At 74.6% G+C, this 16,486-nt stretch carries 10 protein-coding genes; 5 read left to right on the forward strand and 5 right to left on the reverse strand.

The features are described 5' to 3' along the window. Positions 1-704: 704 nt before the first annotated feature. From ACIQ8B_RS21760 to ACIQ8B_RS21770, 3 genes are read right to left on the reverse strand one after another with little or no spacing between them, the layout of a single operon-like run. A complete protein-coding gene (locus ACIQ8B_RS21760) occupies positions 705-1,880 on the reverse strand; it encodes a VWA domain-containing protein (RefSeq protein ID WP_403548860.1) in 1,176 nt (391 codons plus the stop codon). Continuing rightward, positions 1,877-4,228, reverse strand: coding sequence for a DUF5682 family protein (locus ACIQ8B_RS21765; RefSeq protein ID WP_403548862.1), 2,352 nt, complete (start codon positions 4,226-4,228; stop codon positions 1,877-1,879). The genes ACIQ8B_RS21760 and ACIQ8B_RS21765 overlap by 4 nt, the downstream gene beginning before the upstream one ends. Further along, positions 4,225-5,382 carry an AAA family ATPase gene (locus ACIQ8B_RS21770; protein WP_403548864.1) on the reverse strand — a complete coding sequence of 386 codons (1,158 nt, stop codon included), beginning with the start codon at positions 5,380-5,382 and terminating at the stop codon, positions 4,225-4,227. Before ACIQ8B_RS21770 ends, ACIQ8B_RS21765 begins: the two co-directional genes overlap by 4 nt. A 134-nt stretch (positions 5,383-5,516) precedes the next feature. Here ACIQ8B_RS21770 and ACIQ8B_RS21775 point away from each other — a divergent pair, with 134 nt between their 5' ends. Beyond that, positions 5,517-6,617 carry a hypothetical protein gene (locus ACIQ8B_RS21775; RefSeq protein ID WP_403548866.1) on the forward strand — a complete coding sequence of 367 codons (1,101 nt, stop codon included), beginning with the start codon at positions 5,517-5,519 and terminating at the stop codon, positions 6,615-6,617. Between the two features lie 124 nt (positions 6,618-6,741). Beyond that, complete coding sequence (locus ACIQ8B_RS21780) at positions 6,742-8,376, forward strand: DUF5691 domain-containing protein (RefSeq protein ID WP_403548868.1); 1,635 nt, start codon at positions 6,742-6,744, stop codon at positions 8,374-8,376. A 293-nt stretch (positions 8,377-8,669) separates the two neighbouring features. Here ACIQ8B_RS21780 and ACIQ8B_RS21785 read toward each other — a convergent pair whose 3' ends face one another. Beyond that, a complete protein-coding gene (locus ACIQ8B_RS21785; protein ID WP_106412827.1) occupies positions 8,670-9,086 on the reverse strand; it encodes a cobalamin B12-binding domain-containing protein in 417 nt (138 codons plus the stop codon). 391 nt (positions 9,087-9,477) lie between these two features. Here ACIQ8B_RS21785 and ACIQ8B_RS21790 point away from each other — a divergent pair, with 391 nt between their 5' ends. Next, positions 9,478-10,347, forward strand: a complete 870-nt coding sequence (locus ACIQ8B_RS21790; protein WP_403548870.1) for an esterase/lipase family protein — start codon at positions 9,478-9,480, stop codon at positions 10,345-10,347. A 176-nt stretch (positions 10,348-10,523) separates the two neighbouring features. Continuing rightward, on the forward strand, positions 10,524-12,185 hold the full coding sequence (locus tag ACIQ8B_RS21795) for a M23 family metallopeptidase (RefSeq protein ID WP_403548872.1): 1,662 nt from the start codon (positions 10,524-10,526) through the stop codon (positions 12,183-12,185). A gap of 90 nt (positions 12,186-12,275) precedes the next feature. Here ACIQ8B_RS21795 and pcrA read toward each other — a convergent pair whose 3' ends face one another. Further along, complete coding sequence (gene pcrA, locus ACIQ8B_RS21800) at positions 12,276-14,792, reverse strand: DNA helicase PcrA (RefSeq protein WP_403548874.1); 2,517 nt, start codon at positions 14,790-14,792, stop codon at positions 12,276-12,278. Between the two features lie 451 nt (positions 14,793-15,243). On the opposite strand from pcrA, the gene ACIQ8B_RS21805 reads away from it, so the two are divergent. Beyond that, positions 15,244-16,413, forward strand: coding sequence for an NlpC/P60 family protein (locus ACIQ8B_RS21805; protein WP_403548876.1), 1,170 nt, complete (start codon positions 15,244-15,246; stop codon positions 16,411-16,413). Positions 16,414-16,486 lie beyond the last annotated feature (73 nt).

Here is a 16,486-nt window from a genome sequence, read left to right on the forward strand (position 1 = left end):
AAATCGCGGGTCACACGTGAGCGGTGATACCTGTCACATGATGCCGCCTTCTCCGGCACGCCGTGCCGTGCGTGAGGGGCCTCACCGGGCTGGGGCCGGCCCGGTGAGGCCCTGCCGGACAACCCGGACGGGGCGTGGCACGCCCGTGGTCCGGGATTGCGGGGCGGTCGGCCTCCCTTCCCCGACGAGGGCCGTCCACCCCTCCGCGAGGCCGCGTCCGGACGAACCGACGGCTTTCGGCTGTCCGGGTCCTGGTGTCCCGCGGAATCTTTTATTACCCGTGAGTCAGGAACGGACGGCAGGCGGGTGCGCGCCGGAGGACGCGGGGAGGGGCGGTTCACGGCGGTTCCGGCCGGGACGGGGGGTGCGGGGGGTGCGGGAGGTGCGGGAGGTGCGGGAGGTGCGGGGGGTGCGGGGGGTGCGGGGGGTGCGGGGGGTGCGGGGGGTGCGGGGGTGTGGGGGTGGCTGCCGGGGCCGTGGCGCTTGCGGCGGCTACGGGGGTCGGCGGGCCGTAGGCGGCGGGGGCAGCCGGCCGGTGCGGGTGCCGCGGGGCTGTGCGCCCCGGCGGGCGGGGGCGCGGGGGTCCGAGGCGGGCGCCTTCGCGGGTCCTCGATCCAACGGTCCCGATCGAACGGCCCCGGTTCTCGCACGCGACGCCCGCGTGCCCGCGTGCCCCGCGTCGCCGATGGGCGCTCACGTCCGTCTCAGTGCGGGGAGTCCGGTCCGGCCCCCGCGTCCGGTATCGGCAGCGGGCGCTTCTCGATCGCCGCCGCCATCACCTCCGGGAACAGATCGGGGGTGCAGGCGAACGCCGGCGCCCCCAGCGCCGCGAGGGCCGCCGCGTGTTCCCTGTCGTAGGCGGGCGCCCCTTCGTCGGACAGGGCGAGCAGTGTCACGAACTGCGCGCCCGACGCCTTGACGGCCGCCACCCGCTTGAGCATCTCGTCGCGTATCCCCCCTTCGTAGAGGTCGCTGATCAGCACGACGACCGTGTCGGCGGGGCGGGTGATGCGCGACTGGCAGTAGGCGAGCGCCCGGTTGATGTCCGTGCCGCCGCCGAGCCGGGTGGCGAAGAGCACGTCGACCGGGTCGTCGAGACGCTCGGTCAGGTCGGCCACCTCGGTGTCGAAGACGACGAGCCGGGTGGCGACCGCCCGCATGGACGCGAGGACCGCCCCGAACACCGAGGCGTACACGACCGACGACGCCATCGACCCGGACTGGTCCACGCAGAGCACCACCTCCTTCTTCACCGACCTCGAGGCGCGCCCGTAGCCGACGAGCCGCTCGGGCACGACCGTGCCGTGGTCGGGGAGGTAGTGCCGGAGGTTGGCCGCGACGGTGCGGTTCCAGTCGATGTCGTGGTGGCGGGGCCGGCGGACGCGGGCGCCGCGGTCGAGGGCGCCGGTGAGGGTGGCCCGGGTGCGGGTGGCGAGCCTCCGCTCCAGGTCCTCGACGACCTTGCGCACGACCTCCCGTGCCGTCTCCCGCGTCGTCTCCGGCATCGCCTTGGCGAGGGAGAGCAGCGTGCCGACGAGGTGTACGTCGGCCTCGACCGCCTCCAGCATCTCCGGCTCCAGCAGCAGCGTGCCCAGGCCGAGCCGGTCGATGGCGTCGCGCTGCACGACCTGGACGACGGAGGTGGGGAAGTACGTGCGGATGTCCCCGAGCCAGCGCGCCACCGAGGGTGCCGACGCCCCGAGCCCTCCCGCCCGGTCGCGCCCCGCCCTGGGGGTGTCGTCCTTGCCGTAGAGGGCGGTGAGCGCGTCGTCGATCGCGGCGTCCCGTCCGGACAGCGCGTGTCCGGTGCCGTCGGCCGTGTCCCCGCCGAGCACGAGCCGCCACCGGCGCAGCCGCTCCCCCGCCGCGTCCTCCGTCATCGCCGCACCTCCGCTCGCTCCCCGTGCGTCTCCTCGTCGGCGTCCGGCCCCAGCAGCAGCCGCAGCACCGGCAGGACGGCGTCCGCCCGCGCCGCGTCCACACCCGGTCCAAAACCGGGCGCGCCGGCCGTGAAGGCGTCCGTGCGGCCGGGTCCGCCCGGCCCGCGGCGCACCAGTTCCCCGAGCGTGCGCCGCACCCCCGGCTCGTAGGCGGAGAACGTCCGCCGCAGCAGCGGCAGCACATCGGTGAACGTCTCCGCCGGGACGGCCGTCAGCCACCGGTCGACCAGGCCGAACAGCCGCTCGTCGTGCACCAGGAGCAGCCCGCCGCCGGAGCCTCCGACGAACCCCTCGATCCACGCGGCCGCGTCCGCCGGGGGTGTGCCGGGCGAGAGCACGAGCCCCATGAGCCGCGCCGCCTCGTCCTGCGCCAGTTCCCCCTCGTCCAGCAGCAGCCGCACGGCCCGGCCGCGCAGCACCCCCGGCACGGTGTCCCGCGCGGACAGCGTCCGCAGCACGGAGCGCCAGCGCGCGCGCAGTCCCCCGTCGCGTGCCGCGGGGGCGTCGCCGAGCAGGCCCAGCGCGCCGTGCACCGCGTCGACGCGGCGCCGCATCTCCTCGGCCGCGTCGGCGTCCAGGCCGGTGCAGGCGGGGGGCAGTCCGACGAAGACCCGCTCGGCGAGACCCGCGGCGACGCCGGCGAGCGCGGCGGTGTCGGTGCCCCGGACGTCGCCGTAGCGCAGCGAGCGGACCAGGGCGGGGAGCGCCTGCGCGAGGTGGGCGACATCGGTGTCGAGGGCCGCCCGGTCGGCGAGGACCCGCATCACCGTCGGCAGCGCCTCGGGCAGGGCGGCCAGCAGGCAGTGCTCCGCGAGGCCGGTGACGTCGGCGAGGCCGCGCGCGGCGACCGCGTCCGCCTCCGCCTTGGCGGTCGCGGCGGCGAGCACGGTCGTCCCCCACATCCCCGCCTCCGCCGTGCGCACGGCCAGCTCCGGCTCCCAGCGCAGCCGCCAGGTCTCCCGGAAGGTGCCGGTGCCGCCCCGCGAGGCGGCCGGCCGGCCCCAGGCGATGCCGAGCAGCCGCAGCCGGTGCAGCAGGCGGCTGCGGCCCGCGTCGGTCTCCCTGCGCAGGTCGAGGTCCAGCTCCCGCTCGGCCGCCTCCGGTTTCAGCCGCAACCGGCGCTGCGTCCGCTCCAGGTCCCGCTGCAGCGGGACCGCGGGCGCCGAATCCGGCACGTCCCCCAGCACATCGTCGACGACCAACCGGTCGCGCACCAGCGCCAGCGGCACGTCGGACCCCTCGCACATCACCGCCCGTACGGCGTCGGTGGCCTCGCCCAGGCCGGGCAGCGGCCTTCCGCGCAGCGCGGCGAGGGTCTCCGCGAGCCGCACCGCCTCGATGACGTGGCCGGGCGACACGGTCCGGTCCTCGGCCCGCAGCAGCCCCGCGACCTTGATCAGCCACCGCTCGACCGGCCGGTCCGGGGCGGCGAACAGGTGCGCGTACCACCCCGGGGAGTCGATGCCCGCGCCGTAGCCGCCGGCCCGGGACAGCCTGCGGTGGGTCCAGGGCACCCAGGTCATGTCCGTCTTGATCCTCGGCAGGCCCTTGAGCAGCGCCCGGTCGGCGGTCACGCCCGTGCGCCGCCGCAGCGCCGGCACGTGCCAGGCCCCGCACACCACGGCCACGCCGTCCCCGGCCTCCCGCTGCGCCTCCCGGATCCGCAGCCGCATGTGGGCCTCCCGGATCAGGTCCCGCTCGTGCCCGCCGCCGTACGTCTCCCGCAGGGCCGTCATGGCCTCCTCGAGGGCGGTGAACGGCGCGAGCGCGTCCCCCTTGCCCGCGCCCCGGTGTTCGACGACGTCCTCCCACCAGCGCTCGGCGTCGTCGTACCCGGCGGTGCCGGCGAGCACCCCCAGGGGATCGATCCGCACGTCGTCGTCCACGGCGTCCCGTTCCGCCCCGGCCTCCGCGCCGCCGTCCCGCTCGTCCCCGTCCCGCTCCCAGGCCAGGGTGTGGCTTGCCGGCAGGTCGATGAAGCGGGCGGGCACGCCGTGCCGCAGGGCCCAGCGGAGCGCGACCCACTCCGGGGAGAAGGCGGCCAGCGGCCAGAACGCCGACCTGCCGGGCTCGTCCACGGCGTGGGCGAGCAGGGCGACCGGCGGACGCATGGCCTCGTCCGCGGCCAGCGGGACGAGCGGGTCGGCCTCGGGCGGGCCCTCGATCAGCACGACGCGCGGCCGGACCGCCTCCAGCGCGGCCCGCACGGCCCGCGCCGACCCGGGGCCGTGGTGCCGCACCCCGAGCAGCAGCGGCTCCCCGGCGGCCGGTGCCCGGCCGCCGTTCACGCGCCGGCCTCGCGGCAGGCCCGGTAGAAGTCCGACCAGCCGTCGCGCTCGCGGACGACGGTCTCCAGGTACTCCTGCCAGGCGACACGGTCCGCCGCCGGGTCGCGGACGACAGCGCCGAGAACGCCCGCGGCGACGTCACCGGCCCGCAGCACGCCGTCGCCGAAGTGGGCGGCGAGTGCCAGTCCGCCCGTGACGACCGAGATCGCCTCGGCGGTCGACAGCGTGCCGCTGGGCGACTTCAGCTTCGTCCGGCCGTCGGTGGTCACGCCGTCGCGCAGCTCGCGGAAGACCGTGACGACCCGGCGGATCTCGTCGATGCCCTCGGGCGCCTCCGGCAGGTCCAGTGACCGGCCGATCTGCCGCACGCGGCGCGTGACGATGTCGACCTCCGCCTCCGGGGTCTCCGGCAGCGGCAGCACCACCGTGTTGAACCTGCGGCGCAGGGCGCTGGACAGCTCGTTGACCCCGCGGTCGCGGTCGTTGGCCGTGGCGATCAGGTTGAAGCCGCGGACCGCCTGCACCTCCTGCCCGAGCTCCGGTATCGGCAGGGTCTTCTCGGACAGGATCGTGATCAGGGAGTCCTGGACGTCGGCCGGGATCCGGGTCAGCTCCTCGACGCGGGCCGTCCTGCCCTCCGCCATGGCCCGCATCACGGGGCTGGGGACGAGGGCGTCACGGCTGGGGCCGTGGGCCAGCAGCCGGGCGTAGTTCCAGCCGTAGCGGATGGCCTCCTCCGGGGTGCCGGCCGTGCCCTGCACTAGCAGGGTGGAGTCGCCGCTGACGGCGGCGGCCAGGTGCTCGGAGACCCAGGTCTTGGCCGTTCCGGGCACGCCGAGCAGCAGCAGGGCGCGGTCGGTGGCGAGGGTGGTCACCGCGACCTCCACGACCCGGCGCGGGCCCACGTACTTGGGGGTGATCACCGTGCCGTCCGGCAGCGTGCCGCCGAGCAGGTAGGTGGCGACGGCCCAGGGCGACAGGCGCCAGCGGGACGGGCGCGGACGGTCGTCCTGGGCGGCCAGCGCGGTCAGTTCGTCCGCGAAGGCGTCCTCGGCGTGCGGACGCAGGGTGTCCGCTCCCGCGAGCCCGGTGTCGGCGGGCGCGGAGCCGTCGCGCCGCGGGTCGACGGACGTCGGTTCTGCGGACACAGACATGGCTGGGTCCCCCCTCCAGCTCGGCCGGTTCGGATCTGTCACCCACCGTGCACCACGCCACTGACAATCGGCCCCGACCTGCACACACACCCACCGCACCCCGACTGTCAGTGGCGGGACCTACGGTCGACGGCATGACTGATCAGGGGGTGCGCCGGACCGTCGGCCAGGTCCCGGCACAGGCGTCCGACGCCACGTCGGACGGGTCGTGCGAGCCCCTGCCCGGCGGGGCGGGTGAGCCCGTGTCCGACGGGCCGGGGGCCGGACTCGCCGCGTCCGCCTCGCCGGTGTCCCCGGCGGTGCGAGCGCGGGCGGAGCGCCGGGCCGAGCGGATCACGGCGGGCGTGACCGAGCTGGAGCGGCGTCTGGCGGACCTGCTGCGCGGCGGCCTGGTGCCGGCCGGGCGGTCCGGTCCCGCCCTGTGGGAGGAGACCGCGGCCCGCATGGTCGACGCGCAGGCCCAGGGACTGGCCAACCGCGTGCGGGAGTTGGGGGCGCTCGCGGCCACCGGTGCGGACGCTCCCGTACGGCTGCTGGAGGAGTGCGCGCTGCTCCATCTCCTCGCCCGGGCCTGGCTGCGCCGGGAGCGGTTGCCGGAGCCGCTGGCCGCGACGGTCCGTTCCCGCGTCGGCCTGACCGCGTCGCCGGAGGGTCCCGCGATCCGCGACGACTGGCTCGTCCTGGCCCGGTACGACACCTCCGACAGCCGCCTGACCACCCGTCGCACATGGTTGTACGGCGCGACGTCCGGGCGTACGGCGCTGCTCCTCTCCTACGGGGCGGCCGGCCGCGCCCCCGGCCTCGCGCTGCCGGCGGGGCTGGCCGTCGACGCGGAGCTGACCGCGTATCCGGGCGCCGGGCAGCCGCGGATGGCGCTGACCGAGCAGTTCGCGCCGCCCGCGCCGACGACGGTGCGCCCTCCGGGCACGACGACGTCCGGGGCGCTCGCCCGCTACGGCGCCGCGCTGCGCGACGACCCGTGGCGGGAGTCGGTCCCGGTGACGCTGGACGGTGTGGTGCCGGTCCCGGACGGTGACGGCTGGCAGCTGGCCGACGCCGACGAGGACCACGCCCTGCCGATCGGTGCGGCGGCCCGGTCCCGCCCGGGGCTGTGGCGCCTGGTCGCCCTGTCCGGCGGCGCTCCGGTCCGGGTCTTCGGCGAGTGCGGCCCGCGGGGTTTCACTCCCCTGGCGGCCTGGCCTCAGGGCCGTGGAGAGGCGGTCCCCCTGTGCTGACCAGCCCCGTCGGCCCCTCCACCCCCACCGGACCCGTCGACCCCATGCATCTTTCGGACATCACTGGACACTCGGTGCGCGTGAGTCTTCGACCGCAGCGGGACGCCCGTCGGAAAGGAAGCTCATGAGCAGGACGACCGCCACCGCGGCCGCGTCCCTCCCGGACCGCTGGGAGGAGCTGGTGACCGCGGCTCTGCTGGGCACCGACCGGCGCACCCCGCCGGGCGTGGCGCCCGGTCCGCAGGCTCCGACGGCCCTGCTCGACGCGGCCGCCGCGGCGACCGTACGGCGGCGGGCGGGACTGCGCCCCGCGCGGCCCGCCGAGCGGCTCCGTCCGGCCCCCGAGGACCCGCGCCGTCCACTGCCGCCCGCCGCCGCCCGCCGGCTGGCGTCGTTGCTCGCCGACCGCCCCGGCGCGTCCGGCGGCGGCCGCCGGGGCACGGCGCCGGACCTGATGGAGCTGCTGCCGCAGTGGCTCCAGGCGGCGAACGCCCACGGCTACGCGGCGCCCCCGCAGGCGCTGCCCGCCCTGCTCGACGCCGCACGGGGCCGCACCGACCTGCGCCCGGCGGCGCTGCGGTTCGCGGGTCCGCGCGCGCTGTGGCTGGCCCGGCTCAACCCGGACTGGCGGTTCGCCCTGCGCGCGGCCCCCGGCGGCGGCCCCTCGGCGCCCGACTTCCGCGACCCGGAGGGCGTACGGCGGCTCTGGCAGGAGGGCCTCTTCGCCGAGCGGGTCACCCTGCTCACCGCCCTGCGCTCCCGCGACCCGTCCGCCGCGCGCGCCCTGCTGGAGGAGACCTGGGCGACCGAGCGGGCCGAGGACCGGCTGATGTTCCTGGACTCCCTGCGCGCCGGCCTCGGCCCGGACGACGAGGCGTTCCTGGAGAGCGCCCTGGCCGACCGCAGCCGCAACGTACGGGCGACGGCGGCGGAGTTGCTGTCGGCGCTGCCCGCGTCCGCGCTGGCCGCGCGGATGGCGGTGCGCGCCGCCGCGTGCGTGGCCGTGGACCGCACCCGTGACGCGCCGACGGTCGTCGTGGAGGCGCCGCACGAGTGCGACGCGGGGATGGAGCGCGACGGCGTGGTGGCCAAGGCGCCCGCCGGGCGCGGCGAACGGTCGTGGTGGCTGGGCCAGTTGGTGGAGTCGGCGCCCCTCGGCACCTGGTCGCGGCGGCTCGGCGGGCGTACCTCTCAGGAGATCGTGGCGCTGCCGGTCGCGGACGGCTGGCAGGGCGAACTGCACGCGGCCTGGTGCCGGGCGGCGGTGCGGCAGCGGGACGCGGCCTGGTCCCGGGCGCTGCTCGGGGAGCCCTCCGCGCCGGAGGCGGGCGGTCCGGGCGCGGTGTCCCTGGCCGAGCGCGCCAGGCTGCTGGCCGCCCTGGACGCCGGCGAACGGGCGGCGTGGGTGGCCGGGTTCATCGAGACGCACGGCCTGTCCGAGGCGTTCCAGCTGCTCGGGGTGTGCGCGGTGCCCTGGGCCCCGCCGCTCGGGCGGGCCGTGGTCGACGCGCTCGACATCGCGCGGGACGCAGGGAGTTATCCATGGAGTTTCAGCGGAGTCATGGGCCTGGCCGAGCGCTGCCTCGACCCGTCCGAGGCGAGCCGTCTGGACGCGCTGCTGACGACACCGGACGAGCCGGAGGACGCGGCGCCCGGCGCCGGGGGCTACTGGTCCGAGGCGTTCCAGCGCATGGTGGCCACGTTGCGCCTGCGCGGCGCGATGCTGGCCGAACTGACTCCGGAGGAACCGGCTCCCTGACCGGACCGGCCGGCCTCGTCACGCCACGGCCCCCCGCCCGCACCGGGCGGGGCGGCTCCTCTGCCGGCGGACGCCCGCAGCACCGGCCTTCGGAGACCGGCCTCCCGCCGCCCGCCGCCGCACCGGCGGCAGCGGCTCTCACGCCGGCGGCACCGGCTTCCGCGGCCCCAGCGGCGCCGGCACCCGTCACCGACCCGGCGCCGGCCGCCCCGGCGCCCCCGGCGCTTCTCGCCGAGGCCGGTGCACCCGCCCCGGCCGTACGCCTTCGGCCGGCCGCCGCGGCGGCCGGGTCCCTACGCCTCCGCCGGCTGGCGCACGTTCTCCCGCACCCAGTCCACGATGGACGCCGTGGTCGCACCCGGCGTGAAGATCTCCGCGACGCCCTTCTCCTTCAGCGGAGGGATGTCCGCCTCCGGGATGATGCCGCCGCCGAAGACGAGGATGTCCTCCGCGTCCCGCTCCTTCAGCAGGTCGATGACCGCGGCGAACAGCGTGTTGTGCGCGCCCGAGAGGATGGACAGGCCGATCGCGTCGGCGTCCTCCTGGATCGCGGTGTCGACGATCTGCTCGGGGGTCTGGTGGAGCCCGGTGTAGATCACCTCCATACCGGCGTCGCGCAGGGCCCGCGCGATGACCTTGGCCCCGCGATCGTGGCCGTCGAGCCCCGGCTTGGCCACCACCACGCGGATCGGACCGGCTGCCACACCCATCACTGCCTCCATGAAGCGACTACATCCATCCGTATCGACCAGTACCGCACACATCGCACGGACACCCCGGCCCGAACCGGCCGCAGAAGTGAACGAACGTTATCTCCAGCATCCCGCAACCGGCAGTTTCACGGCGCACAGGGAGGGGGAAATCACACGGTGGGACACGTCCGTCGCGCAGCGTTCCCGGGCCCGGCCCAGGACCGAGTGCCCGTGCGACACAGGGACACCAGTGGGAACATGCGCATAAGGGATGCGCCTCGAGGTCGACCCGCCACCGCGCACCGTCCCCGCGTCACCGGCGCGCACCGTCGACCGCTCTCGGAGCGCCGTTCCACGAGGGCACACGGGGGACGAAGCGGTCCCCTCGCGTGCCGACAGGAGGTCGGCCATGAAGGTCACCCAGGCAGCTCTTCCGTTTCTGCCCCTCTGCCGGCGCCTCCTGCCGGCCCGGCTGGCGGATCTCTCCGTGAGCCTGCTGAAGGCGACCGCCCTGGAGCTGGCGATCCTGGCGGGCCATGCCCTCCTCTATCCCGCCGGCATCGTCCAGGAGCGGCGCGGCCCCGGCCGTTCCGCGCTGCCCGCCCCGGAGGGGGCGGCGCGGCTTCCGGCGGAGGCCAGGCCGCCGGTCGTGCTGCTGCACGGCTTCATCGACAACCGGTCGGTCTTCGTCCTGCTGCGCCGCAGCCTGGCCCAGCACGGCCGGCAGCCGATCGAGTCGCTCAACTATTCCCCGCTGACGTGCGACATCCGCACGGCGGCCGAGCTGTTCGGCCGTCATGTCGAGCAGGTCTGCGAGCGCACGGGCAGCGACCGGGTGGACGTGGTGGGGCACAGCCTGGGCGGGCTGATCGCGCGGTACTACGTGCAGCGGCTGGGCGGTGACCGCAGGGTGCGGACGCTGGTCACGCTCGGCACCCCGCACTCCGGCACCCGCGTGGCGCCGCTGGCCAACGCCCACCCGATCGTGCGGCAGATGCGTCCGGGCTCCCCGGTGCTGGAGGAGCTGGCCCAGCCCGCCCCCGGCTGCCGTACGCACTTCGTGGCGTTCTGGAGCGACCTCGACCACATCATGGATCCGCTGGAGGCGGCGTGCGTCGAGCACCCGGACCTGAACGCGGTCAACGTGCGGGTGAGCGGCGTGGGGCACCTGGCGCTGCCCGTGCACCCGGCGGTGGCGACGGGCATCCGGGAGGCGCTGGACACGGCGCATCCCGGTGAACCGTCCGGCGGGCGGGCGGACGGCCTGACGGTGGCCTGAGGCGCGGGCGCACGACACGCCCGGTGCCCCCTCCGGGGCGGAGCGATCCTTCATGCCCACAAGCGAACAACATCGGTCGGAGACGGCCGACTTGCCGACGATCGCGTGCCACGATTTCGAACGATTATCGAACAAAGGGCCAAGACCGTGCCCGCCGACCGCCAAAACCGAACCGAATGCCCGTTTCCTGCGGTCGCGAAACCTGGGGAAGATTGTCGCGCCCGCATACCGCCGGGTACAGTCGCCGCACTGCTCTGCCAGCCCCTGTTGTCGAGGCGAAAGAGAAGTTGGTGAACGACCGTCACCCGTCGGGGACCATGACCCCGGCCGCGGCTTCCGATGACGCCTCGGCGCCCTATGCGCCGTACGGCAGCCAGGAGGCCCCGTACGGCGACGTCACCTCGTACGGCGGCCACGACGCCACGTACTACGGCACCGGCGACCACGCCACCGGCACCTTCGCCGCCGACCCCCTCTTCGGGAACATGCCGGGCGACGACCCCGCGCAGGCCTCCTACACCACCGGCCACTGGCAGGTGGGCACGCAGGACACCGGGCACTACGACGCCTACGCGTTCCAGCAGGCCGTGTACGACACCGGCGGCCACGACGCGACCGCCTGGACCACCGGCCAGCAGCCGATGGCGGTGATCCCCCAGCAGGGCGGATCCCCCGAGACCGGCCAGTGGGACGCGAACGCCTGGCTCCAGCCCGACCAGGCCGAGCAGCCGGCGGACCCGACGCAGCAGTGGGACTGGGGCACGCAGACCTTCGACAGCGGCGTCTACGACGCCACCCAGTGGAACTCCGACGGCGGCGAGACCCCCGCGCACACGTCCGCCTCCGACGCCTACGACGCGGAGGCGTACACCCCGGAGCAGTACGGCGGGGAGTCGTACGAGCAGGGGAACACCGCGCGGGAGTCCTACGGCCAGGACGCTCACGACCAGCCGTACGCGGAGGACGCGTACCGCGGGGAGCCCGGTCCGGACGAACGCGGGGCCGGTGAACCGGCCGACACCGGCGAACTGCCCGCCGTCTCCCTGCTCGACGGGCAGGAGGAAGTCGTCCCCGTTCCGCGCGCCTCCCGTTCCGCGTCCCGCTCCCGCCGCCGCACCCCGCCCAAACGCTCCGCGCTGCTGACCGTCGCCGTGCCGTCCGCCTGCGTGATGGGGGTCGCCGGCATCGCCGCCGCCTCGGTGGGCGATCTGGGCGAGGAAGGCGGCCAGGACGCCCGGACGACCGCCGCGGACGCCCAGCCGGTCCAGCCCTCCGTCGCCAACGTCAAGCTGGACACCCAGCTCGAGAGCCTCGCCGCCGGCGCCGACGACTTCGCCGACCGGGCCAGCCGCGCCCAGGGCCGCATCGACCTCGAGGCCGAGCAGGAGCTCGAGCGCAAGCGGGCGGCCCAGGAGGCGGCCCGCAAGGAGCGGCTCCGCCCGAAGTTCGCGCTCCCGGTGGCGCAGCACGGACTCAGCGCCTACTACGGCCAGTCCGGCATCAACTGGATGTCCCTCCACACCGGCATCGACTTCCCCGTCTCGTACGGCACGCCCGTGCTGGCCGCGACCGACGGCACGGTGCGCACCCAGTACAACTCCGCCTACGGCAACATGATGATCGTGACGGCGATGGACGGCACGGAGACGTGGTACTGCCACCTCTCCACCTACCAGGTGCCCTCCGGTTCGACCGTCAAAGCCGGCGACCAGATCGCGTTCTCCGGCAACTCGGGCAACTCGACCGGCCCGCACCTGCACTTCGAGGTGCGCCCCGGCGGCGGCTCGTCCATCGACCCGCTCGCCTGGTTCCGCAGCCACGGCCTCGAGCCGACGTAGCACTCGGCCTGTCGCGGCGCTCGGCCCGTACGCGACCCGTCGTGGCACCGGAGCGAACCCCGGCCCCACGACGGGCCCCCGCCCGGACGGCTAGAGCTTCTCCACCGGCGCGTACCGCAGCAGCAGGCGCTTGGGCTTGTCGCCCCCGAAGTCGATCGTCGCCTCCGCGTTCGCCCCCGTGCCCTTCACCGCGACGACCGTGCCCAGGCCGAACTGGTCGTGCGTGACCCGGTCCCCGACCGCCAGCGACACCACGGGCTTCTCCGACGTGCGCCGGGTGGCGAAGCCGGACGCGCCCGACGCGGACGAGCGGGAACGGGAGGACGACAGCGACGCCGCCACCCCGGACGCGGGTCCGGAGGACACCGGCGCGCTCGCCCCGGTCCGCTTCCACTCCACATGCGTGGGAGGGATCTCCTCCAGGAACCGCGAGGGCGGGTTGTACGACGGCTGGCCCCAGGCGCTGCGCATCGTCGACCGGGTGAGGTAGAGCCGCTCCCGGGCGCGCGTGATGCCGACGTACGCCAGGCGGCGCTCCTCCTCCAGTTCCTTGGTCTGGCCGAGGGCGCGCATGTGCGGGAAGACGCCGTCCTCCATGCCGGTGAGGAAGACGACCGGGAACTCCAGGCCCTTGGCGGTGTGCAGGGTCATCAGCGTGATGACGCCGTCGCCGTCCTCCTCGTCGGGGATCTGGTCGGAGTCGGCGACCAGGGCGACCTGCTCGAGGAAGTCGGCCAGCGTGCCGGTCTCGCCCTCGCCGCGCTCCTGCTCGAACTCCAGGGCGACGGCCGCGAGTTCCTGGAGGTTCTCGATGCGGGTCTCGTCCTGCGGGTCGGTGGAGGCCTGCAACTCGGCGAGATAGCCGGTGCGTTCCAGGATGGCCTCCAGGACCGTCGCCGGTCCGGCTCCCGACTCGACGACCGTGCGCAGGTCCTCCATCAGCGTGTTGAACCGCTTGACCGCGTTCACCGACCGGGCGGCCATGCCGTACGCCTCCTCGACGCGGCGCAGCGCCTGCGGGAAGCTGATCCTCTCCCGCTGGGCGAGCGCGTCGATCATGGCCTCGGCGCGGTCGCCGATGCCGCGCTTGGGGACGTTGAGGATGCGGCGCAGCGGCACCGAGTCCTCGGGGTTGGCCAGTACCCGCAGGTAGGCCAGGACGTCCCGGACCTCCTTGCGCTCGTAGAAGCGCACGCCGCCGACGACCTTGTAGGGCAGGCCGACGCGGATGAAGATCTCCTCGAAGACACGGGACTGGGCGTTGGTGCGGTAGAAGACGGCGACGTCGCCCGCCTTGGCCTCGCCCGTGTCCGTGAGGCGGTCTATCTCGTCGGCGACGAACTGGGCCTCGTCGTGCTCGGTGTCGGCGACGTAGCCGGTGATGAGCGCGCCGACGCCGGCGTTGGTCCACAGGTTCTTCGGGCGGCGGGACTCGTTGCGCTCGATGACGGCGTTGGCGGCGGACAGGATCGTCTGCGTGGAGCGGTAGTTCTGCTCCAGCAGGATCGTCGTCGCGTCCGGGTAGTCCTCCTCGAACTGGAGGATGTTGCGGATCGTCGCGCCGCGGAAGGCGTAGATGGACTGGTCGGCGTCACCCACCACGCACAGCTCGGCGGGCGGCACCTCGGCCTCCGGCGGCACGTCGGCCGGGTGCTCGGAGGCGCCTCCGACGAGCTCGCGCACCAGGGCGTACTGGGCGTGGTTGGTGTCCTGGTACTCGTCGACCAGGACGTGCCGGAAGCGGCGGCGGTAGTGCTCAGCGACGTCGGGGAAGGCGCGGAGCAGGTTGACCGTCGTCATGATCAGGTCGTCGAAGTCCAGCGCGTTCGCCTCGCGCAGCCGGGACTGGTAGAGCGCGTAGGCCTGGGCGAGGGTCTTCTCGAAGCCGTCGGTGGCCTGGGCGGCGAAGTCCTCCTCGTCAATCAGCTCGTTCTTCAGGTTGCTGATCTTCGCGCTGAAGGACTTCGGCGGGAAACGCTTGGGGTCGAGGTCCAGATCACGGCAGACCAGAGCCATCAGGCGCTTGGAGTCGGCGGCGTCGTAGATCGAGAAGGACGACGTGAAGCCGAGCTTCTTGGACTCGCGGCGCAGGATGCGGACGCACGCGCTGTGGAAGGTCATGACCCACATGGCGTTCGCCCGGGGGCCGACGAGCTGCTCGACGCGCTCCTTCATCTCGCCCGCGGCCTTGTTGGTGAAGGTGATCGCGAGGATCTGGCCGGGGTGGACGCCCCGCTCGGCGAGCAGGTAGGCGATGCGGTGGGTGAGCACACGGGTCTTGCCGGACCCGGCTCCGGCCACGATGAGCAGGGGGGAGCCGGAGTGCACGACCGCGGCGCGCTGGTTGTCGTTCAGCCCCTCCAGCAGCGCGGCGGGGTCGAGCACCGGGCGGGGGGCGCCGTCGCGGTAGTAGCCTCCCGCGCTCTCGGCCCCGCCCGAGCGGGGGGACCCCCATCGCTCCGGGGGCACGTCGAACTTCCCGCCGAACAGGTCGTCCGGAAGGGGCTCCGGCGCGTGCTCGTCCTCGGGTGGCGGCGGGGGCTCGTCCTCCGGGCCGCGCTGGGCCTGGAGGTCCGCCAGGAAGCTGTCGTCAAAGAGGCTGCTCATCGCTCTCCGAGTCTAGGGCGCTCCACCGACAACCCGGGGCCGCCCCGGAAACATCCCACGGCCCCTCCGGGGGAGCTGCGGCGGGCACCCTCCACGGTCGCCGCCTCACCTTGCGTGACCTCACGGACAAGGTCACGAAAATGTATCGGGCATATCACCCGTCAACCTTCACAAGGGCCACACCGGTTGGCTACCGTGCGGTCCGGGCCGCTCGTCCCCCGCCGGCGAACCTCGCCGGGCCGCGCGACCCCCGCCGGGTCCGTCACTGTCCGCCGTGACAGCCGGAGCCGGGGACCCACCGAGACATGGGGTGAATCGGCCCACTCCTCCGGAGCGGCCGTAGGGCAACCCTTCCGAACCACCCGCCCGAACCCTCCCCCAGTGCCTGAACGGCCTGGGGGCGCCCCCACCGCCACCCCGGTAGGCGGAGCACTGGAAGGAGTCGCCTCCCTTGGCGTCGCACCGCAAGTCGCGCACCCCCGGCACACTCGTGGCAGGCATACGCACCCCGGCCCTGGCCACGGCCGCGCTCACCTCCGTGGCCCTGCTCTCCCAGACCGCCGACGCCGCTCCCGCGGACGACGACCGGCCGAGCCTGGAGGAGGTCGAGAAGAAGGTCGACGACCTCTACCGGCAGGCCGAGGCGGCGACCGAGAAGTACAACGCGGCCAAGGAGAGGACCACCAAGCAGCGCACGCGCGTCGACACCCTCCTCGACGACGTGGCGAAGCGCACACAGAAGCTGAACGAGGCGCGCGCTGAGCTGGGCTCCTACGCCGCCGCCCAGTACCGCACCGGCGCCGGCATCCCCGACACGGCGACGTTCCTGCTCGCGAAGACCCCCCAGGACGTCTTCGACCAGCGTCAGGTGCTGGACCGGATGACCGGCCGCCAGAAGGCGGCGGTGGACGACTACGTCACCCAGCAGTCCGCGACGATGAGGAAGCGCCAGGAGGCCACCGAGAGCCTCCGGACGCTCACCGAGACGCAGGGCGACCTGAAGACGGCGAAGGCGACCGTCCAGAAGAAGCTCGCCGACGCGCGCGAACTGCTGTCACAGCTGACCGCCGAGGAGAAGGCGCGGCTCGCCGCGATCGAGAAGCGCAAGCAGGAGGAGGCCGACCGCAAGGCAGCGGAACTGGCCCGGCAGCAGGCGGAGCGGGAGAAGGCCCGTGAGCAGGCCGCGCAGCAGGGCAGCGGCGCCTCGGAGGGCTCCGGGTCCGCCGGCTCGACCGGCGCCCCGTCGGCCGGCTCCTCGTACACCACCAAGGCCGAGAAGGCGCTCGCCTTCGCCCGCGCGCAGATCGGCAAGCCGTACGTCTGGGGCGCCACCGGTCCCGGCTCCTACGACTGCTCCGGGCTCACCCAGGCCGCCTGGAAGGCCGCCGGCGTCTCCCTCCCGCGCACCACCTACGACCAGGTGAACGCCGGCACCACCGTCCCGGTCTCCCAGGCCCTCCCCGGCGACCTGGTCTTCTTCTACGACGACGTCACCCACGTGGGCCTCTACATCGGCAACGGCATGATGATCCACGCCCCCAAGCCGGGCACGTACGTCCGCGAGGAGTCCGTCTACTACGACGGCGAGTCCTCGATCCACAGCGTCGTCCGCCCGGCCTGACGGGCGTACTGCGAGGCGCCGGCACGACAACCGCCGGCCGGGCCCGTGACGGCTCGGCCGGCGGTTCACGGCA

The organism is Streptomyces sp. NPDC096105 (assembly GCF_044763335.1).
Taxonomy (GTDB): Bacteria; Actinomycetota; Actinomycetes; order Streptomycetales; family Streptomycetaceae; genus Streptomyces.

What these genes read in the sequence shown, in the direction of transcription:
- ACIQ8B_RS21785 (WP_106412827.1), bottom strand. Translation starts at nt 9,086, where the DNA reads ATGGGTGTGGCAGCCGGTCCGATCCGCGTGGTGGTGGCCAAGCCGGGG.
- pcrA (WP_403548874.1), bottom strand. Translation starts at nt 14,792, where the DNA reads ATGAGCAGCCTCTTTGACGACAGCTTCCTGGCGGACCTCCAGGCCCAG.
- ACIQ8B_RS21795 (WP_403548872.1), top strand. Translation starts at nt 10,524, where the DNA reads ATGCCCGTTTCCTGCGGTCGCGAAACCTGGGGAAGATTGTCGCGCCCG.
- ACIQ8B_RS21775 (WP_403548866.1), top strand. Translation starts at nt 5,517, where the DNA reads ATGACTGATCAGGGGGTGCGCCGGACCGTCGGCCAGGTCCCGGCACAG.
- ACIQ8B_RS21760 (WP_403548860.1), bottom strand. Translation starts at nt 1,880, where the DNA reads ATGACGGAGGACGCGGCGGGGGAGCGGCTGCGCCGGTGGCGGCTCGTG.
- ACIQ8B_RS21770 (WP_403548864.1), bottom strand. Translation starts at nt 5,382, where the DNA reads ATGTCTGTGTCCGCAGAACCGACGTCCGTCGACCCGCGGCGCGACGGC.
- ACIQ8B_RS21780 (WP_403548868.1), top strand. Translation starts at nt 6,742, where the DNA reads ATGAGCAGGACGACCGCCACCGCGGCCGCGTCCCTCCCGGACCGCTGG.
- ACIQ8B_RS21790 (WP_403548870.1), top strand. Translation starts at nt 9,478, where the DNA reads ATGAAGGTCACCCAGGCAGCTCTTCCGTTTCTGCCCCTCTGCCGGCGC.